17 protein-coding genes and 1 riboswitch are annotated in these 20,431 nt (G+C 66.6%); of the genes, 3 read left to right on the top strand and 14 right to left on the bottom strand.

Annotation, left to right across the window (positions count from 1 at the left end; translation table 11 throughout):
* Positions 1-26 precede the first annotated feature (26 nt).
* On the top strand, positions 27-2,249 hold the full coding sequence (locus M1248_RS14090; RefSeq protein ID WP_317148739.1) for a malate synthase G: 2,223 nt from the start codon (positions 27-29) through the stop codon (positions 2,247-2,249).
* 38 nt (positions 2,250-2,287) lie between these two features.
* A complete protein-coding gene (locus M1248_RS14085) occupies positions 2,288-4,396 on the top strand; it encodes a substrate-binding domain-containing protein (protein ID WP_317148738.1) in 2,109 nt (702 codons plus the stop codon).
* On the opposite strand, the gene M1248_RS14080 is transcribed toward M1248_RS14085, so the two are convergent.
* Positions 4,393-5,262 carry an alpha/beta hydrolase gene (locus tag M1248_RS14080; protein WP_317148737.1) on the bottom strand — a complete coding sequence of 290 codons (870 nt, stop codon included), beginning with the start codon at positions 5,260-5,262 and terminating at the stop codon, positions 4,393-4,395. The two genes, M1248_RS14085 and M1248_RS14080, sit on opposite strands and share 4 nt — an antisense overlap.
* Before the next feature lie 41 nt (positions 5,263-5,303).
* Between M1248_RS14080 and M1248_RS14075 the strand changes: the two genes are divergently transcribed.
* Positions 5,304-6,164 (top strand): haloalkane dehalogenase, encoded by an 861-nt coding sequence (locus M1248_RS14075; RefSeq protein ID WP_317148736.1) that lies wholly within the window; start codon positions 5,304-5,306, stop codon positions 6,162-6,164.
* A gap of 4 nt (positions 6,165-6,168) precedes the next feature.
* Here the strand turns inward: M1248_RS14075 and gcvP are convergent, their stop codons facing one another.
* The 13 genes from gcvP to M1248_RS14010 form a co-directional block, all read right to left on the bottom strand.
* Positions 6,169-9,012, bottom strand: coding sequence for an aminomethyl-transferring glycine dehydrogenase (gene gcvP, locus M1248_RS14070; RefSeq protein WP_163728523.1), 2,844 nt, complete (start codon positions 9,010-9,012; stop codon positions 6,169-6,171).
* A gap of 155 nt (positions 9,013-9,167) precedes the next feature.
* Positions 9,168-9,266: riboswitch (glycine riboswitch) on the bottom strand.
* Between the two features lie 68 nt (positions 9,267-9,334).
* Complete coding sequence (locus tag M1248_RS14065) at positions 9,335-9,958, bottom strand: MerR family transcriptional regulator (protein ID WP_006243654.1); 624 nt, start codon at positions 9,956-9,958, stop codon at positions 9,335-9,337.
* A gap of 229 nt (positions 9,959-10,187) precedes the next feature.
* Positions 10,188-10,682 (bottom strand): bifunctional nuclease family protein, encoded by a 495-nt coding sequence (locus M1248_RS14060; protein WP_006243655.1) that lies wholly within the window; start codon positions 10,680-10,682, stop codon positions 10,188-10,190.
* Between the two features lie 48 nt (positions 10,683-10,730).
* The gene (locus M1248_RS14055; protein WP_317148735.1) at positions 10,731-11,471 is read right to left on the bottom strand and encodes a MerR family transcriptional regulator; all 741 of its coding nucleotides are present in this window, start codon (positions 11,469-11,471) and stop codon (positions 10,731-10,733) included.
* Between the two features lie 89 nt (positions 11,472-11,560).
* Positions 11,561-12,040, bottom strand: a complete 480-nt coding sequence (garA, locus tag M1248_RS14050) for a glycogen accumulation regulator GarA (RefSeq protein WP_163728531.1) — start codon at positions 12,038-12,040, stop codon at positions 11,561-11,563.
* 164 nt (positions 12,041-12,204) lie between these two features.
* On the bottom strand, positions 12,205-12,600 hold the full coding sequence (gene gcvH / locus M1248_RS14045; protein WP_083127248.1) for a glycine cleavage system protein GcvH: 396 nt from the start codon (positions 12,598-12,600) through the stop codon (positions 12,205-12,207).
* Between the two features lie 120 nt (positions 12,601-12,720).
* Complete coding sequence (locus tag M1248_RS14040; protein ID WP_163728534.1) at positions 12,721-13,542, bottom strand: DUF881 domain-containing protein; 822 nt, start codon at positions 13,540-13,542, stop codon at positions 12,721-12,723.
* A gap of 4 nt (positions 13,543-13,546) precedes the next feature.
* Positions 13,547-13,879, bottom strand: coding sequence for a small basic family protein (locus tag M1248_RS14035; protein ID WP_006243660.1), 333 nt, complete (start codon positions 13,877-13,879; stop codon positions 13,547-13,549).
* Between the two features lie 21 nt (positions 13,880-13,900).
* A complete protein-coding gene (locus tag M1248_RS14030) occupies positions 13,901-14,800 on the bottom strand; it encodes a DUF881 domain-containing protein (RefSeq protein ID WP_163728538.1) in 900 nt (299 codons plus the stop codon).
* A 16-nt stretch (positions 14,801-14,816) separates the two neighbouring features.
* A complete protein-coding gene (locus M1248_RS14025; protein ID WP_163728540.1) occupies positions 14,817-15,401 on the bottom strand; it encodes a CDP-alcohol phosphatidyltransferase family protein in 585 nt (194 codons plus the stop codon).
* 9 nt (positions 15,402-15,410) lie between these two features.
* Positions 15,411-17,735 (bottom strand): accessory Sec system translocase SecA2, encoded by a 2,325-nt coding sequence (secA2, locus tag M1248_RS14020; RefSeq protein ID WP_317148734.1) that lies wholly within the window; start codon positions 17,733-17,735, stop codon positions 15,411-15,413.
* Between the two features lie 43 nt (positions 17,736-17,778).
* The gene (locus M1248_RS14015; protein ID WP_317148733.1) at positions 17,779-18,615 is read right to left on the bottom strand and encodes a GNAT family N-acetyltransferase; all 837 of its coding nucleotides are present in this window, start codon (positions 18,613-18,615) and stop codon (positions 17,779-17,781) included.
* Between the two features lie 142 nt (positions 18,616-18,757).
* On the bottom strand, positions 18,758-20,416 hold the full coding sequence (locus M1248_RS14010) for an acetolactate synthase (protein ID WP_163728549.1): 1,659 nt from the start codon (positions 20,414-20,416) through the stop codon (positions 18,758-18,760).
* Between the last annotated feature and the right edge of the window lie 15 nt (positions 20,417-20,431).

Below are 20,431 nucleotides of genomic sequence, written 5' to 3'. Positions count from 1 at the left end.
CGCGCCTTTGCGGCGAGGGAGGAAATATGACCGATCGCGTGAAAGTGGGCAACCTGCGTGTTGCCCAGGTGCTGTACGACTTCGTCAACGATGAGGCACTTCCTGGCACCGGCCTCGATCCCGACACCTTCTGGTCGGGCGTGGACAAGGTCGTCGCCGACCTGACTCCGAAGAACCAGGAACTGCTCGCCTACCGGGACGATCTGCAGGCACGTATCGACAAGTGGCACCGCCAGCGCGTCATCGAGCCGATCGATCCCGAGGCCTACCGGCAGTTCCTCACCGAGATCGGGTACCTGCTGCCTCCGCCTGACGACTTCACGATCTCCACCGCGGGCGTCGACGATGAGATCACCACGACCGCGGGCCCGCAGCTGGTGGTCCCGATCCTCAACGCACGCTTCGCGCTGAACGCCGCGAACGCCCGGTGGGGATCGCTGTACGACGCGCTGTACGGCACCGATGTCATCTCCGAAGACGACGGGGCCGAGAAGGTGCGACCAGGTACCGACGGCGGGTATAACCAAGTCCGCGGCGACAAGGTCATCGCGTACGCCCGCCGCTTCCTCGACGGCGCGGCCCCGCTGGCCACCGGCGCCTGGAGCGATGCGACCGGCATCAAGATCGACGACGGACAGTTGATCGTCGAGCTGGGCGACGGACAGACGACCGGCCTTGCGACGCCCGAGCAGTTCGTCGGCTACACCGGTGAACTCGGGTCGCCCTCCTGGTCGGTGCTGCTGCGCAACCACGGCCTGCACGTCGAGATCCTGGTCGACCCGGACTCCCCCGTCGGCTCCACCGATTCGGCAGGCATCAAAGACGTTGTCCTGGAATCCGCGATCACCACGATCATGGACTTCGAGGACTCCGTGGCCGCCGTCGACGCCGACGACAAGGTGCTGGGTTACCGCAACTGGCTGGGCCTGAACCGCGGCGACCTCTCCGAAGAGGTGGCCAAGGGCGACAAGACGTTCACCCGTGTGCTCAACGAGGACCGCACCTACACCACACCTGACGGCGAGGGCGAGCTGACGCTGCCCGGCCGCAGTCTGATGTTCGTGCGCAACGTCGGTCATCTGATGACCAACGACGCGATCGTGGACGTCGATGGAAACGAGATCCCCGAGGGCATCCAGGACGCGCTGTTCACCAGCCTGATCGCGATGCACGGGCTGAAGGCCGACGAAGACGGTGTCACGAAGAACGGCCCGAAGGTCAACAGCCGCACCGGCTCGATCTACATCGTCAAGCCCAAGATGCATGGGCCCGACGAAGTGGCCTTCACCGTCGAGCTGTTCGGGCGGGTCGAGGACGTGCTCGGTCTGCCGCCGAACACCATCAAGGTCGGAATCATGGACGAGGAGCGACGCACCACCCTCAACCTGAAAGCCTGCATCAAAGCGGCACGCGACCGCGTGGTGTTCATCAACACCGGCTTCCTGGACCGCACCGGCGACGAGATCCACACGTCGATGGAGGCCGGCCCGATGATCCGCAAGGGTGCCATGAAGACGCAGCCGTGGATCCTGGCCTATGAGGACCAGAACGTGGACGTCGGCCTGGCCACCGGGTTCTCCGGGCGCGCACAGATCGGCAAGGGCATGTGGGCCATGACCGACCTGATGGCCGACATGGTCGAGCAGAAGATCGGTCAGCCGAAGGCAGGCGCAACCACCGCGTGGGTGCCGTCGCCGACGGCGGCCACCCTGCACGCGATGCATTATCACGAGGTCGACGTGTTCGCCGTGCAGAAGGAGTTGCAGGGCAAGACGCGGACCACGATCGACGAGCTGCTGACCATCCCGCTGGGCAAGGAACTCGCGTGGGCGCCCGAGGAGATCCGCGAAGAAGTCGACAACAACTGCCAGTCGATCCTCGGCTATGTGGTGCGCTGGATCGACGCGGGTGTCGGCTGCTCCAAGGTGCCCGACATCCACAATGTCGCTCTGATGGAAGACCGTGCCACCCTTCGGATTTCGAGTCAGCTGCTGGCGAACTGGTTGCGCCACGGTGTCATCACCGAGGACGATGTGAAGGCCAGCCTGCGGCGGATGGCCGCGGTGGTGGATCAGCAGAACGAGAAAGATCCGGAATTCCGGCCCATGGCACCAGACCCAGACGGCAGCGTGGCGTTCACCGCCGCACAGGAGCTGATCTTGGCCGGGGGGGCTCAGCCGAACGGCTATACCGAGCCGATCCTCCACCGCAAGCGCCGAGAGTTCAAAGCAGCAAATAACGGTGGTTGATCCGATGACCCGTCGACGTAGCGAGCACAAGGGCTTCCGTGGGCAGGCATAGCATTCCCGACCCCGAGGATTCGGCCGGCGAAGAGCAGCACGACGAACCGGAGACCACACGCTTCGGCCAGTCTGGCGACTACCAGCCGGATTTTGGTCCTGGCTACCGCGAACCGGAGTACGACGCACCGCAATACCGCGAACCGGAGTACGACGCACCGCTGTACCGCGAGTCCGAACAGGACGCACGGGGCTTCTCCGACCCTGGTTATCGCAGCGAGGATGTCAACGACGACGAGATTTACGAAGACGCCGACCCTGCCGACAGCTTCGGCCTGCAGCGCGTCGGTTCGTCGACCCCACCGCCGCCCGGTCGTCCGCGCTCGGGCCCGGCGCACGGCGGTGAGTGGGACGGCGGGGAATGGACGGGCAGTCATCGCGCGGTGACTGCCGGCCGGCGAGGCGTCAGTATCAGCGTGATCGCTGCCCTGGTCGCAGTCGTCGTGGTCGTCGGCGCGGTCATCCTGTGGCGGTTCTTCGGCGATGCGCTGTCCGATCGCAGTGATGTCGCCGCCGCCCGGTGCGTGAACGGCGAACTCGCCGTCGCTGTGGTCGCCGACCCCTCGGTGTCGGACCAGATAAAGATCCTGGCGGACAATTACAACCGCACCGCTGCGCCGGTGGGTGACCGCTGCGTGAAGGTCGGGGTCACGCCCGCCGATTCGGATCAGGTCGTCAACGGATTCATCGGCCAATGGCCCGCCGAACTCGGCGAGCGGCCTGCCCTGTGGATCCCGGCGAGTTCGATGTCGGCGGCCCGCCTCGAGGCCAGTGCCGGCGAGAAGACCATCAGCGACAGCCGCTCGCTGGTCACCACTCCAGTGGTGCTGGCGATGCGGCCACAGCTCAAATCCGCTCTGGGTCAACAGGACTGGAGCTCGTTGCCGACGCTGCAAACCAACCCCAGCGCGCTGGACGGGCTGGGGCTTCCGGGCTGGGGTCCGTTGCGGTTGGCGCTACCGCTGTCCGGTGACAGCGATGCGTCATATCTGGCGGCCGAGGCGGTGGCAGCGGCATCCGCACCCGCTGGGGCGCCCCCCAATTCCGGTATCGGCGCGGTGAACTCGCTGGTTGCAGGCCAGCCCAAACTCGCCGACAAGAAGGCGTCGACGGCCATGGACGCGCTGCTGAACGCCGACGATCCCGCGGCCGCGCCGGTGCACGCCGTCGTCGCCACCGAACAGCAACTCTTCCAGCGCGCCGCCGCACTACCCGATGCGAAGAATGTGTTGGCGTCGTGGCTGCCGCCGGGACCGGTGGCGATGGCGGACTACCCCACGGCCCTGCTGGCCGGCGATTGGCTGTCGCAGGAACAGGTGTCCGCGGCCAGCGAGTTCGCACGGTTCATGCGCAAGCCAGAACAACTCGCCGAGCTGTCCAAGGCCGGCTTCCGCACCGAAGGCAGCACACCGCCGGACAGCGACGTCACCGACTTCGCACCGCTGGGCGCCCCACTGTCGGTGGGTGACAACGCCGAGCGCGTCGCGCTCGCCAACTCGCTGACCGCACCGGTGACCAACCCCGCGGTCACGATCATGCTGGATCAGTCGATGCCCACCGACGAGGGCGGCGAATCGCGGCTGGGGAATGTGGCGGCGGCACTCAATGCCCGGTTGCAGGCGCTGCCGCCGAATTCCGCGGTTGGCCTCTGGACGTTCGACGGTGTCGAGGGTCGCTCGGAGATCCCGATGGGTCCGCTGTCGGATCAGGTCGACGGCAGGCCCCGGTCCGCGGCGCTCACCGCGGAGCTGGACGGACAGACGGCATCGAACGGCGGCGCCGTCTCGTTCACCACGTTGCGGATCGTGTACGACCAGGCCAAGCAGAATTTCCGTGCGGGTCAAAGCAATTCGGTCCTGGTCATCACCACCGGTCCGCACACCGACCAGTCGTTGAACGGTCCGGGGCTCGAGCAGTTCATCCGCGGAGCGGTCGACCCAGCCCGTCCGGTCAAGGTGAACATCATCGACTTCGGCGCCGACTCCGACCGCGCCACCTGGGAGGCGGTCGCCGAGATCAGCGGCGGCAGCTATCAGAACCTGGCCAGCTCGACGGGCCCGGAGTTGACGTCGGCGGTCGCGACCCTCGTCGGCTAGTGCGCCGCCAGCAGGCTCAGCGCGGCCCGGGTGAACTCCTCCGGCACCTCCACCTGCGGGTAGTGGCCGACGCCGGGAAGCTCGACCACACGTGCGGCGGGGCGCAACTCGCGTAATCCGTCGAGCACATTCGTGGTCGCGACCGGGTCGTCGAGTGCCCAGACGAAGCTCAACGGTTTGGGCCAGTCCCGCACGGCACCGTGCCATCGCGATGCGTATTTCACCCGCTCGTCGAGATACGCGATCAACAGATGGGCGATGCGGTGCCCGTCGTTGTGGGACCACAGCGCCCACTGCGCCTGCCCCTCTTGTTCGCTCATAGGATGCTCGGCGCTGAACAACCTTCCGAAGGCGCGCTGGAACGACGATGCGTTGGAGAGACGGCTCAGGATCGGACCCAGCGGGCCGCGAAGCAGCTTCTGGGCCGGCCGCAAGCTGGCCCGGTGCAGGATCACGCTGCCATTGCCGATCACGGCGCGTTGCAGTTCGAACGGCAACCGCCCCTGCAGATCTCGCGCCAGCAGCTCGGTGGCCACGGAGGTGCCCATGTCGTGCGCTATCAACTCCACCGGCCCCGAGGTGGTCTCCGCGACCACGGTCTGCACGATGTCAGCCTGCTCGAGCAGGCTGTAACGGTGCGGACGCGGCTTGTCCGACAGTCCGAAGCCGAGGAAGTCCAGCGTCACCCAGGCCCGGTCACCCAGGTGCGGCACCACCCGGTGGTAGTCGTAGGAACTCGACGGGTAGCCGTGCAGCAGCAGGATGGTCGGGCCCTCGCCCGGCGCCGAGCGGACGAACACCCGACCGGCGGGCGTGTTCATCGAGCTGCCGCCGTCGCGCCACTCTGTCACGCTGGGGGGTAACACCTGACGAACCGTAATCAATGGCGTTGGCGGAGGGATCGAAATTGCCGAGCGAGTTCACACCCGACCCTGAGCTGTATCAGTTCACGTCGCGATGGTTCGACAGTTCACGCGGCCGGGTGCACTACATCGATGAAGGTACCGGTCCGGTGATCGTGTTCTTTCACGGCAATCCGACATGGAGTTTCCTCTACCGCAACATCATCGCCGGGTTGCGCGATCGCTTCCGGTGCATCGCGCCCGACTACCTCGGCTTCGGGCTCTCCGAGCGCCCATCGGGGTTCACGTATCGAATCGACGAGCATGTCTCGGTGATGGGCGAACTCGTCGACCACCTCGAACTCGATCGCTATCTGAGCATGGGCCAGGACTGGGGCGGCCCGATCAGCATGGCGGTCGGCACCGACCGCGCCGATCGGGTGCGCGGAGTCGTACTCGGCAACACCTGGTTCTGGCCCACCTCTGAGTTGTCCACGAAGGTTTTCAGCGTGGTGATGGGCAGTCCGCCGATGCAATGGGCGATCACCAAGCGGAACTTCTTCGTGGAGCGGATGATTCCGGCGGGCACCAGCACATCATTGGACGACGCGGTGATGGAGCACTACCGCGGAGTTCAACCGACGCCACAGGACCGGGCCGGGGTTGCGCGCATGCCGAAGGAGATCCTAGCGGCCCGTCCGCTGCTCGAAAGGCTCAGCCGCGACGTGCCCACCAAACTCGGATCGAAACCGGCGTTGTTCGTCTGGGGCATGAAGGATTTCGCGTTCCGGCCCGGACCGAACCTTCCGCGCATGCGCGAGGCATTCCCCGATCACGTTGTCGTGGAGTTGGCGGAGGCCAACCACTTCATGCAGGAGGACGCGCCGGGACAGATCGCCGAGGCGATCATCGACCGCTTCGCCTGAGAGGTCAGGCGAACGCCTCCACCGGCGGGCACGAGCACATGAGATTGCGGTCGCCGTACGCGCCGTCGATGCGACGTACCGGCGGCCACACCTTCGGGCGGTAGTTCTTGCCCAGCGGGTAGGCCGCCTGCTCTCGGGTGTAGGGATGGTCCCAGTCGGACACCAGCAGGCATTCTGCGGTGTGCGGGGCACCGCGCATCGGGTTGTCGTCCACCGGCCAGGTGCCCGCGGCGACGGCATCGATCTCGCCGCGGATCGCGATCATCGCCTCACAGAACGCGTCGACCTCGGCCAGGCTCTCGCTTTCCGTCGGCTCGACCATCAATGTTCCCGCCACCGGGAAGCTCATCGTCGGCGCGTGGAAGCCGTAGTCCGCCAGCCGTTTCGCCACATCGTCGACGGTGACGCCCGTCTCCTTGGTGATGGTCCGCAGATCGAGGATGCACTCGTGCGCGACCATGCCGTTCTCACCGGTGTAGAGGACGGGGTAATGCTCACCGAGTCGACGGGCGATGTAGTTGGCCGACGCGATCGCGGTCAGCGACGCGGCACGGAGACCGCCGGCGCCCATCATCCGGATATAGGCCCAGCTGATCGGCAGGATCGACGCCGAACCATACGGCGCCGCGGACACCGCGTATTTGTCGGGTAGTTCGTCGGCCAACGGATGGCCGGGAAGGTACTTGGCCAGGTGGGAGCGCACCGCGACCGGCCCGACACCCGGCCCCCCGCCGCCGTGCGGAATGCAGAACGTCTTGTGCAGATTGAGGTGGCTGACGTCGCCACCGAACCGGCCGGGCCGGGCGAGGCCGACGAGCGCGTTCAGGTTGGCGCCGTCGACGTACACCTGACCACCGGCGTCATGCACGGCGGCGCAGATGTCGGCGATGTCGTGCTCGAACACACCGTGCGTCGACGGATAGGTGATCATCAACGCGGACAACCGATCCGCGTGTTCGTTCACCTTCGCGCGCAGATCATCGAGGTCGACATCGCCGTTCGCCCGGCATGCCACCACAACGACCCGCATCCCCACGAGCGCCGCCGATGCGGCATTGGTGCCGTGCGCGCTCGACGGGATGAGGCACACGTGACGGTCGGGCTGGCCGCGTTCGGCGTGATACGCCTGGATCGCCAGCAGTCCGGCGTACTCCCCCTGCGATCCGGCGTTGGGCTGCAAGGACACCGCGTCGTAGCCGGTGATCGCGACCAACCATGTCTCGAGGTCGGCGATCAGCTTGCGCAGCCCGGGTGCGTCGGATGCCGGGGCGAACGGATGCTGGCGCGCGAACTCCGGCCACGTGATGGGCTCCATCTCGGCGGCCGCATTCAGCTTCATCGTGCACGATCCCAGTGGAATCATGCTGCGGTCCAACGCAATGTCTTTGTCAGCCAACGACCGCAGATATCGCATCATCTCCGTCTCGGTGCGATACCTCGTGAACGCGGGATGGGTCAGGAACTCCGAGGTGCGGGTTGCGATGTCCGGGCCGTCGAACGCGTCACCGGCCGCTGCCCCGAAAGCCGACAGCACGGCCTCGACGTGTTGTGTGGTGGTGGCCTCGTCGCAGGACACCGACAGGTGGTCGTCGTCGACCAGCCAGACGTTGACACCGTGAGCCTTGGCGGCGTCGCGGATCTCTGCCGCCCTGCCGGGAACCCGGGCCAGCACGGTGTCGAAGAACGCGCGGTGTACGACCTCCACACCGCCGGCGGTCAACCCCGCGGCGATCGCGCGGGCACGCCCGTGCACCCGCCGCGCGATCGCGGACAACCCGTCCGCGCCGTGGTAACTCGCGTACATCGCCGCGATCACGGCGAGCAGCACCTGTGCGGTGCAGATGTTGCTCGTGGCCTTGTCGCGCCGGATGTGCTGTTCGCGGGTCTGCAACGCCAACCGATACGCCGGTGCCCCGTCGGCGTCGAGCGAGACTCCGACCAGGCGGCCGGGAAGTTGCCTGGCGTGCTTGGCGTGCACGGCGAGATACCCCGCGTGCGGTCCACCGAATCCCATTGGGACACCGAATCTCTGGGTGCTGCCGAAGGCGACGTCGGCTCCGATTTCACCGGGCGGTGTGATGAGCGCCATGGCGAGCAGGTCGGCGCCGACGGCGACGAGCGCGCCACGGTCGTGCGCCTGGGTGACCATGTCGCTCCAGTCGACGATCGCGCCGCTGGCCCCCGGCAACTGCGCGATGACTCCGAAGAACGCACCCTCCGGCAGGCCCTGCGTGAGATCGGCCTGGACGATCTCGATGCCCAGCGGCTCGGCGCGGGTGGCCAGCACGGCGGCGGTCTGCCGGTACACGTCGACGTCGACGACCAGCCGGTTCGATGATCCGCGGACCGCGCGGTGCATCAGCGTCATCGCCTCGGCGGCCGCGGTGCCCTCGTCGAGCATCGAGGCGTTGGCGACCTCGAGTCCCGTGAGGTCGCAGACCATGGTCTGGAAGTTCAGCAGCGCCTCGAGCCGGCCCTGGCTGATCTCTGGCTGGTAGGGCGTGTAGGCGGTGTACCACGCTGGGTTCTCAAGTATGTTGCGGCGCAACACCGGTGGCGTGAGGGTGTCGAAGTAGCCCTGCCCGATCATCGACACCGCGACGGTGTTCGTATCGGCGAGCGCGCGCAGTTCCGCCAGCGCTTCGTCCTCTGTGGCGGCCGGCGGCAGCTGATCCAGTCCCGGTGCCACCTGGTCTGCGTCCAGCGAGTCGAGAATGCCGGCCGGTAGCGCCTTCTTGGCGAGTTCGTCGAGCGAACCCACGCCGATGGTCGCGAGCATTGTGGTGACGGCGTCCGCATCGGGTCCGATGTGACGTGCGGCGAAGGTGAAGTTCTCGGAGTCAGACACCTGCGATTGCTCCAGACGCGTGAAGGTTGACGAACCGTTGGGTTCCTCTCCCTCTGTCGTCGGTGCCTGAGAGATTCGGCGACCCGCGCTGCACGCGAGAAGTGCCTTTCCCCATGGGCGGGCAGGGGTGGACCTACCACTTTCCAGAGGCATCGGGGCCATGCGCGGTCCTGGGTGCCTGAGAGGTTGACGGAGAGGTGTTGCTCCTTCGGCGTCCGTGGCTGGCGGCTACGGAACTCTCCCGCACAAGGGCGATGCGCTCACGAGTTTACCGGGACAGGCGTCATACCGACGCCGAGACTGCGCGTAGCCGAGAGAAAAGTCAGCCGATCTTGCGGTCGCGATGCTTACGCCGTGACGCCAACTCGTCCTCGGGCGCGGCGATCGACTCGCCGCCGTCCGCCCTCTCACCTGGGAAGTCGGCGATGGCACCGGTCAATTCGCGCATCGCGCCGGACACCGCGATACCGAAGACGCCCTGGCCACCCTGGAGCAGGTCGACCACTTCTTCGGCCGAGGTGCACTCGTACACCGTGGTGCCGTCGGAGAACAGCGTGATGTTGGCCAGATCCCGAACGCCGCGCTGGCGCAGGTGATCGACGGCGACCCGGATGTTGTGCAGCGAGATCCCGGTGTCCAGCAGGCGCTTGACGATCTTGAGGACCAATATGTCCTTGAACGAATACAGCCGCTGGCTGCCCGAACCAGCAGCGCTGCGGATGGACGGCACCACCAGCGAAGTCCTGGCCCAGTAGTCCAGCTGCCGGTAGGTGATGCCGGCGATCTGGCATGCGCTGGGACCGCGGTATCCGACGAGCTCGTCGGGAACCGAGTCATCCGGGAAAAGACCACCCTGAACGGGTGCGCTGGTAACGGTGATTCCCGATTCGGCGGGACCGCTTGTCGAGGACAGATCGAACTCCTCTTGACGTGGCGTGTCTCCCACTTTCGAATCCTCTCGCCGGTCGAACTCGCGTCTGTGACCTGCATGGCAGCACGTTTGCCCAAGCCCGAATGTGTCGAGCATACGCTTCCGCCGGGCCCGCGACTGCCCATCAGCAGGTCCGACCACCAAAGTATGGCTGCCCGATTGGCGGTTTGAAGAAACCCGCGCCGCGTGTCGAGGACGACGAGACGCTTCCGTGACAAACGCCACTCGGAAACGCCGCAAAAAGCTACGTGGCCTTGAAGTCGTCGGGCGACACGCTGTCGAGAAACTCCTTGAACTTCTCGACCTCGTCCTCACGTACCGCACCGGTGGCTTCATCGTCGTTCTCGTCGGGAATCAGCAGGCCGGCCTCGGCGAGCACCGCCTCTTCGACGTAGATCGGCACGCCGACCCGCAGTGCGATCGCCACGGAATCCGACGGCCGCGCCGACACCTTGATGTCCCGATCGAAGATCAGGTCTGCGTAGAAGGTGCCCTCTTGCAGGTCGACAATGCGCACTTCCTTGAGCGAATGGCCAAGGGCCCCAATGACATCTCTGATCAAGTCATGGGTCAGCGGTCGCGCCGGTTCCACGCCCTGCTGCTCGAGTGCGATGGCCGCGGCCTCCGATTGACCTATCCAAATCGGCAAGTAGCGGTCGCCGTTGGACTCGCGCAGCAGCAGCACCGGCTGATTCTGGGGCTGCTCCACGCGAATGCCGACCACACGAACCTCACCCATCTGTGTCCGCCCTTCGCGCCGATAGCCTGCAAAATTTGAGTCTAATCCTCAGCGATCAAGAACGTCGCGCACCGCCGACTTGATCAATGACGTGTGCAACGTGATGGCGAGCGCCGCCACCTCACGCGCCAGATCGTCGGCGCGGTCCCGGGCACCTGCCTTACCCGCCTTGACCACAGGCCCCGCGATCTGTGCGATCAGGTCAGACTGACGGTCGGCCGCCGATCGGAACGCGCGGAGGTGACGCGCTTCGACGCCGTACTCCGCCAGCGCGCGAGCGCACTGGGCGATCGTCACGGAGTGCTCGTCGAAGAAGCCGGCCCGGCCGGGAGTGATCACGCCCGCCTTGACCAGTGCCGTCAGGAGTTCGTCGTCGACGCCAGAGCGATTCAGCAGGTCCTCGCGTGACAGCCGCACCTGCGTCGGCGCGACGCCTGATACCCCGGCGCCGGAGTCTGGATCGTCGCCCGACACCGGCACCAAACGCGGTACCCCGTAAGCGGATCCGGTGTGCGGCAACTCGCCGTCGGGGTGGGCGTCCAGCTGCGCCTTGATGACTTTCAAGGGCAGGTACTGGTCGCGCTGGGCGGTCAGGACGAACCGCAGACGGGCGCAGTCGTAGGCGGTGAACCGACGGTAGCCCGACGCCGTGCGCTCTGGCGTGACCAGTCCTTCGGCCTCCAGGAACCTGATCTTGGAGATGGTCACGTCCGGGAAGTCCGGTCGCAGCAGATCGAGGACCGCTCCGATCGACATCCCAGTCAGAGCGGGGGTGTCGGGCTGACTCATTTACTCTTCGCGCAAGCGCTCATCGGGGTCACGCTCTTCGCGCAAGCGCTCATCGGGGTCACGCTCTTCGCGCAAGCGCTCATCGACCACTAGCCGGGCCCACCTTCGTCGTCACCCTTGGGCCCGGTCAGGAACACCAGGCGGAACTTGCCGATCTGCACCTCGTCGCCGTTGGCGAGCACCGCGGAATCCACGGGCTCCCGGTTGACGTAGGTGCCGTTGAGACTGCCGACGTCGACGACCTGGAACTCGTTGCTCTCGAGCCTGAACTCGGCGTGACGACGGCTCACCGTCACATCATCGAGGAAAATGTCGCTATCGGGATGTCGACCCGCCGACGTGGTGGGCTGATCCAGCAGAAACCGTGAGCCGGCGTTGGGTCCGCGCTTGACGACCAGCAGGGCAGAACCGACGGGCAGGCCCTCCACCCCCGTGACCGCTCCTTCGGAGCCCGCCGCTGCCGGGGCGTCCAACTCGTTGAGAAAGTCCGCGCGGAAGACTGATGTCGTTTCCACGGTGACATCGTCGGACGTCTGGTCCGCCCCGGAATTCTGGTCCTTGTCCGTCACCCGCTGCTCCTCACTGGCCGCTGTGGCGATATGGCGATATCAGGCCAACCCTCAGCCGAAAGTTCGTCTTGTGTCGACCGTACCGCGAGGCGGACTCCGTTGTGTCCACCACCGCCGGATCCGCCTCTGGTTGGTTATCCGGTCTGCAGAACCCTAACAACCCGTCATTCGCTCACTGTGGCGCGGTAGCCGTCGGCGTCCAGAAGCTTGCCAAGGCCGTCGGCCAGCGCACCGGAGTCGACCTGCAGGTCCAGCAGCCAACCTGCGCCGTAGGGGTCGGAGTTGACGAGCTGGGGATTGCCCTCTAGATCACCATTCACCGCAAGGACTTTCGCGCTGAGCGGCGCGTACAGGTCCGAAACCGACTTCGTGGACTCCACCTCGCCGAACGACTCGCCCGCGGTCACGTCGGCGCCGACGTCCGGCAACTGGACGAAAACGACGTCGCCCAACGCTGACTGCGCGTAGTCGGTGATCCCGACGCGGACGGTGTCGTCACCGGTGCGCTGCACCCACTCGTGTTCCTCGGTGTAGTGCAGGTCGGCTGGGATTTCGCTCACGGCGCTCCTTCTTCTCATTCGCGGTTCACCGCGGTGTTGTCATTCGCGGTTCACCGCATTGTTCTCATTCGCGGTTCACCGCGGTTGTCTCCGCGGGTTCGTTGCTGTCGCGCGCTCAGCTCACTTGACTGGCTGAGCGTATTGGCGAGGTTTCGGTTGCCGCAAGGCGGTGATGTCCACTCTGTCGGACTGCTGCACGTCCATCGAGCCGCCGACCCGCTCGACGCTGTCCGTCGCGCCGCCGGGAATGTTCATCGCCGCAGCCAGTGTGGGTGGATCACCAATCGCCAGAACTGAATACGGCGGGTTGAGTGTCACACTGTCGGCGACCAGCGCGCCGGGGCTCCCGACAAGCCAGGTGTCCAGGCCCACGCGTACCGCAGATCCTCCCCCGCGGATCTCCATCGCTTCGGCCCCGGCGTTGCGCAGCTCGTTGATCACATCGAGCATCGTTTCGGCCGGCACTCCCGGGGTGGTGTCGGTGATGGTCAGCGTCACGCCCGGGCCGGTGGCGGGCACCGTGCCGATCAGGATCGACAGCGCGGCAAGCCGAGCCTGCGCGCTCTCGATCGCCGCTTGATCGCTGCTGCCGGAGGCCTGCAGTTGCGCCAGCGTGCGCTGCAGTTCGGCCACTTCGGTGTTCAGGGCCGCCTCGCGTTGCTGCAGGGAGTCCAAGAGCACCAGCAGGTCGGCGGGGCGGGCGGTCTCCAGCGAGTCGCCCGATTCGGTCTGCCGCACCTGCGTGATGATCGCCAGCCCCAGCAGCACGCACAGCACCATGGCGAGTGCACCGAACACGATCTGCGACCGACCGCGCGCCGCGACGCCGACGACCCCGCCGCGATGCAGCTCGCCGATCTCGGGTGACGGCGCATCCGGCGGCAATTCGTGGCGGCCGTGCTGATCGGGCTCGGCCGAGTGGGCAGGGGTGTCGTCGGTCAAGGGGTCACGCGCCGAACAGTCTGCGCCGCAACGCGGCCGCGTTCCCGAAGATCCGGATGCCCAGCACCACGATGATGGCGGTGGACAGCTGTGTGCCGACCCCCAGTTGGTCTCCGACGTAGACGATGAGCGCGGCGACCAACACGTTGAACACAAAGGACACGACAAACACCTTCGAATCGAAGATGCGTTCCAGATAGGCGCGCAGACCGCCGAACACGGCGTCGAGTGCGGCGACGACGGCGATCGGTAGATACGGCTGGACGAACTCGGGCACGTCCGGGTGGAACACCAACCCGAGGACGATGCCGATGACGAGTGCGGCGATCCCGATCACGACTGTGGCTTCATCTGCTGATCACTGCCCAATCTCCTTGGCGAAGTTGACTTCCCGAATCGGACTCGCCGGCAGGGTGAGCGCCTCGGAGGTGCTCACCTGGACTCCGACACCGTACGACGTTTCCAGCAGCCGAAGCCGGTGCAGTCCGGCACTGCGATCGAAGATGTCCTGCATCGCGTGGGGCGGTCCGACGGCGAGAATGACGTATGGGCTGCTGATCGGTTGATTGTCGACGAGGATGCTGCTGCCCGCCTGCCGGATCGTCACGTTCGGCCCGATGCGCACACCGCCGACCGAGACCGCCTCCGCGCCGCTGAGCCATAGCGAATTGACCACCTGCTGCAGGTCGCGGTCGAGGATCACCTGCTGACTGCCGGGCACCCGCTCCTTCGACACGTCGGACAGGTCCACCGACATTCCCGGATCGTTGACGGTGATCTGCAGACCCGGCCCGATCACGGCGGTGGCCGCGGCGGCGAGGTTCGATTCGTCGAGTTGGCCAAGCAGTTGTTGGCCGCGCGCGTCACCCTCCAGGCGTTGGCGCTGTTCGGTGTCCACCTCGGCGGCCAGCGCATCGCGTCGGCTCGAGGCGTCGGCCACCGCCGCCTCGGCGGAACGCACGCTGCCGGAGAGCACGTGTTGGGTCTCCCGCACGCCGGGTGCGGTGGACCGGGCCTGGCCGACCGCGGCGACGAATACCAGCGCAATCAACACCGCGCCCGTGATCTGCCACGCCCACGTCTGCCACCGCTTGCGCTGCTCGCCGTGTTCTTTCGCATCCGCGGCCGCCTGGTAGCCGGGATCCAGATGGTCCGACAACAGGGAGCGCAGTAACGACGGCACCGGAATCAACGTCGGGCGATTCGCCACATGGGCGCTTCGTCCGGCTTCCGGGTCGTAGCCGCCGAGCTGACTCATCATCACTCCGGTGGCCTCAGCGGCCCACTTTGGGCATTTGACGCATCACCATCGAAACCTGGATCAGATACAGCACGCCCGACCATAGGTACATCGCCAGACCCCAGATCAGGAACGCCCAGCCGCACGCGAGAATCACCCGGCTCCACAACGCATCCCACTGCCCGAGCAGAATCAGCGGAAGCCCCGACATCAGCGCGAACGTCGCCGCCTTGCCGATGTAGGTGACCGGTAGCGCGGTCAGCCCCCTACTGCGCAGCAGTGGCAGCGTGGCGGCCAGCACGACGTCGCGACCGAGCAGGGTCAGCACGATCCACCACGGCACCGATCCGTGAATGGCCATCGCGATCGGGATGGCGACCATGTAGATGCGGTCCACTGCCGGGTCCAGCAGCTCTCCGAGCCGCGACGACTGATTGTCGACCAGCCGCGCGATCTTGCCGTCGGCCCAGTCCGAGACGCCGCTGAACATGAGCACGGCCACGGCCCATGCGTTCTCGTGCACCACCAGCAGCAGCCAGAGGAAAACCGGCACCAGCACCAGACGTAGCGCGCTGAGCACGTTGGGCACCGTCAGTACCCGGTCGCGCGGCTCCTGCATGGATAGAACCTAGCGGAATACCCCCGGCAAACTCAGCGCCGACAAGGTGTCGTCGGCCAGCGGGTTGTCGTGCACCATGTACGTCCACGTCGAGGTCGGCCGGGCCAGCTTGGACAGGTCGACGCCCGGTTCGTCCTCGATCGAGGCCGCCGTGTCGAAGGTCTGCTGCGCGGCCTCGATCGCGTCGGCGGCCAGCGAGGCGAACGCGTCGACGGCCATCCGGTGGAATTCGTCGAGCGGGTTCTGCCTGCCGAGGGCCCGCAGATGGATGCTCTCCCGGATGTCAGCGAGGAACGCCAGGTGATCGGCCCAGCCGCGGTCGAGGTGGTAGAGCATGATCAGGCGGCAGATCTTCTCGAGTTTCTCCTCGCCGACCTGCTCCACCAGCTCGTCGTAGCGGTCCGGCGACAGCTCCCGCAGCTCGTCGCGCGCGGTCGGCGTGCGCAACAAGGTGTCGCGGCGCTCCACCAGGATGGCGCGCTGCTGAGCGATCAGCTGGTTGTAGCGCCACGTGTTGGCGTGCACGTCGAGCATGCGGCCCTCGGCGATGCGCTGTGCGCTGTCCAGGTAGCTGGCCGCCTTGGGGCTGACGATGCGGCCGTCTTCGTCGGTCTGCATCGGCAACTTGTTCGCATCGAGGTGAGCGGCCACCACGTCGTCTTCCCAGCTGGAGAAGAACACCGACGATCCTGGGTCGCCCTGACGTCCGGCGCGTCCGCGCAGCTGATTGTCCAGCCGCTCGGTGTTGTGCCGCCCGGTGCCGATGACGTGCAGCCCGCCCAGTTCGGCGACGTCGTCATGGTCGGCTTCGTCGGACCCGCCGAGCCGGATGTCAGTTCCGCGACCGGCCATCTGGGTGGACACCGTCACCGATCCGAGCGCGCCGGCCTCGGCGATGACCGCGGCTTCCTCAGCGTCGTTCTTCGCGTTGAGCACGACGGCGGGCACCCCCGCCTTGACCAGGCGCTCGTGCAGGTCCTCAGACTCGGCGACGTCGCGAGTACCGACCAGCACCGGCTGGCGGGTCTTGTGCACCTCGACGATGTGCTCGACGATCGCGGCGGCCTTGGCAGCCGCAGTGACGTATACGCGATCCTCTTCGTCCTCGCGAATGTTGGGAGTATTCGGGGGAATTGGCGACACACCGAGTTTGTAGAACTGGCGTAGCTGCTCGCCGGCCGCCAAGGCGGTGCCGGTCATGCCGCACACCGTCGGGTACCGGTCGATGAGGGCCTGGACTGTGATCGTGTCGAGCACCTCGCCGGTCTCGGTGGTCTCGATGCCCTCTTTGGCCTCCACCGCGGCCTGCAGTCCGTCGGGCCAGCGCTGCAGCTGGGCAATGCGGCCACGCGAGGAGTTGATGAGGTGCACGGCGTTGTCACGAACGATGTAGTGCACGTCGCGTTGCAACAGCACGTGGGCGTGCAGCGCGACGTTGACCTCGGTCAGGGTGGAGCCGACGTGTTCCTCGGAGTACAGGTTGATACCGCCGAGCTTGGCTTCGAGCTTCTGCGCACCGCTCTCGGTGAGGTGCACGTTGCGGCTGTCGGAGTCGGTCTCGTAGTCCTTGCCCTCGGTCAGTTCGCCGACCATCCGGATCAGTTCGACTTTGGGGGTCTCGCGGTGCGTGGTGCCCGCCAATACCAACGGCACCAAGGCTTCGTCGACGAGCACCGAGTCGGCTTCGTCGATCACCGCGACATCGGGGTTCGGCGACACCAGATCGTCGACGTCGGTGACCAGTTGGTCCCGCAGGACGTCGAACCCGATCTCGTTGACCGAGCCGTAGGTGACGTCGCACTCATAGGCCTTGCGCCGCTCGTCGGCCGTCGATTCGGCGGTGACCCAGCCGACGGTCAGGCCCAGCGCTTCGATCAGCGGGCCCATCCACTCGGCGTCGCGGCGAGCCAGGTAGTCGTTGATCGTAATGACGTGCACATGCCGGCCGCCGATCGCATACCCCGCTGCGGCTATGGCACCCGAGAGGGTTTTGCCTTCACCGGTGGCCATCTCGACGACATCGCCCGCAAGCATCCGCAGGGCCGCATGCAGTTGCACGTCGAACGGCCGCAGTGAGGTGGTCCGGACGGATGCCTCGCGCGCGATCGCCAGGAATTGCGGAATGTCCGCGGAATCGGCGAGGTCGTCGAGATTCAGCAGCCTGGCGGCTTTGAGCAGTTGCTCGTCGTCGAGGTCAGCGGCCTTCGCGTCGAACTCTGCCGAGTCGCTCACCTGAGCCATCGACGACGCCTGGTCCCTGTCGGTGCTCGCCCCGAGCATCCGCCAGAACCGACTGCTGACACGACCTGAGGTGCGGGTTTTGGTCTTCGCCACAGCTTTACGGTACGCGGCCCGCCTCGGCGGGCGTGACCACACGTCAGCCGGCGGACGCGAAGTCGACGCGCACGCAGTCCGCGACGGCTTCGAAGCCGATTCGCTGATAAATGGAGTTGGAAACCGGGTTGGCGAGATCGGCGAACAGCACCACGTCGGCGGTTCCGCTGCGATGTGCGAGTTGGGCGGCGGCGGCGGCGGTGACGGCCGATCCGTAGCCGTGGCCGCGGCAGTCGGGCGGCGTGAACACGGGGCCGATCCGCGACGCGTCCGCCGCCGGTGCGCGCAGCATCGCCATGCTCACCAGGACGTCATCGACGGTCCACAGCGTGAAGCGGTCTCCCTTGCGCTCCGCCGCGTCGACGAACTCGGCTCCGTCGTTCGACACCCCGCTGAAGGCCTCACCGAAGAACTGCCCCACCCAGTCGACGATCAGATCGCGGTCCTCGTCGGTGGCAAGCCGGCCCGAGCCGCGGACTCCGACAGGAGTGCGCAACGTTCCCAGCCGATAGAGCCGCTCCTCGGTGTTCACGGTCGCGGTTTGTCCGGTCATGGCTTGCCACGCTTCGGCGAAGGTGAGCGCAGTTGTGCGCATACCGCGAACGCCGGGCAGTCCGGGCCGCCGATCGACGAGCTCCGCGGTAGCGGCGTCGACAGCACTAGGCGGAATTCCGCTGCACACCAACGGATAGGGCGGCGTCTGCAGAGCCGCACCCAACGGTTCACCGTCCCGCCATAAAGTCAGCAGCAGCGAGTCGTCCGGAAAGGTTCCGCCAAGCAGCAGCGTCAGCTCGATGGTGTGGGCGACGGGGTCGCGTCGATACAACGGCTCCGCGAAGGCGCGGAACTCGTCGACGGAATCATGAAGCCGCACATCCATCTATCCAGCATGTGTGCCGGCCGCCCGGCGCGTCGAGTGAATTTCCGCGCGCTCGTGCACGGCGACCGACCGCATTTGTACGGATTGACCCGGCGTGTCGTGTGCAGACACGGCCGCTCGCGAGGAGGAGGGACGCCCGGGATCAGCCCAGATTGGAGCGGCGCGGGTATGCCACCGTCGGATCGGTCAGTGTGTTGACGACCGCGGGCAGTCCGGCGGCGAAGGCCCGCTCCAGCGCCGGCCGCAGGTCGGCCGGCGTCGCCACCAGTTCACCGTGGCCACCCAGTGCGGTGACGACCTGGTCGTAGCGGGTGCCGGGCCGCAACTCGGCCACCACCGAGTAGCCGTACAGCATCTCCATGGGGTGTTTTTCCAGCGCCCAGATTCCGTTGTTGCCGATTATCGACACCACGTGAACTCCGTGCCGCACCAGCGTGTCCCACTCCATCCCGGAGAACCCGAATGCACCGTCGCCTTGCAGCAGCACGACCTGCCGGTCGGGCCGGGCCAGCTTCGCGGCCAGCGCATAACCGGGTCCCGACCCCAGGCAGCCGAACGGGCCGCTGTCCAGCCACGCGCCGGGCACATAGCTGTCGATGACCCGGCCCGCGTAGGAGCCGAAATCGCCGGCGTCGATGACGACGATCGCGTCGCGGTCCAGCAGCTCGCTTAGTTCGGCGTACACCCGCATCGGGTGCAGCGGCGTGCGGTCATCGGCCAACTCGGCGGCCTCTGCGGCCCGCGCGGTGGTTTCCGTGGTGCGCAGATCGGCGATCCAGGCCTCGTGGTCGGATCGCGTCGCGCTCGCCAGCGCGGCCAGGGTGGTTGTCAGATCCCCGTACATTTCGGCGGCGACCTCGCGAGGATGCGGTCGGTCGGGTTGAACGCGGTCGACCACGAGCAGGGTGGTGTCGGGTCCGAACACGCCGCCGAAGCCCAGCCGGAAGTCCATCGGCACGCCGATGACGACGGCAACGTCGGCCTCCCGCAACGCTTTCGACCGCGCTCGCGAAAATGCGAGGTCGTGATCGGCGGGCACAGTGCCGCGCGCCATGCCGTTCATCAGCACTGGGATACGCAGCGTTTCGGCCACGCGCAGCAGTGCGGTCTCGCCATGGCCCCACCACACGTTGGTGCCCGCCATGATGACGGGCCGCTGGGCCTCGCTGAGCAGCCGGACGGCCACGTCGACGGCATTGGCGTCAGGCGGCACCGACGCCGACGTACCGGGCAGCGCGCCCGGTGCGCCATCGTCATGAGCGATGCCGAATACGTGATCCATCGGGAAGTCGACGAACGACACCCCGGTCGACTGGCCGCCGACTCCCGCCGCGGCGCGCAGCGCGTCGTCGATCAGCGAGCCGACGGCGTCCGGCGACTGCGCGGTCGCCGCGAATCGGGTCAGCGGCGCAACGAACGGTACGTGGTCGATTTCCTGCAGCGAGCCCTGTCCCCAGCGCGCCGCGGGTGCGCGGCCACCGAGCACCACCAGTGGCGATTGGTTCTGTTGAGCGGCGGCCATTGCGCTCATCCCGTTGGTGACGCCGGGTCCGGCGGTGAGTGCCGCCACGCCGGGTACGCGGGTCACCTTCGACCAGCCCTCGGCGGCGAACGCCGCGGTCTGTTCGTGTCGAGTGTCGATCAGGCGAATGTTCTCGGCGTGGCAGCCGTCGTAGATGGAGAACAGATGTCCGCCGGACAGCGTGAAGACGGTGTCGATTCCGCTGGCTCGCAGTCGCCGGGCGATGAGGTGTCCGGCGTTGACGGAAGAGGCATCGGAAGCGGGAGCGTCATTGCTCATGGAGGCAGCATAATC

Source organism: Mycobacterium sp. 29Ha (genome assembly GCF_032883055.1).
Taxonomy (GTDB): Bacteria; Actinomycetota; Actinomycetes; order Mycobacteriales; family Mycobacteriaceae; genus Mycobacterium; species Mycobacterium gallinarum.
The sequence above is the reverse complement of the archived record's forward strand: the minus strand, read 5'-3'. Positions and strand labels throughout refer to the sequence as shown.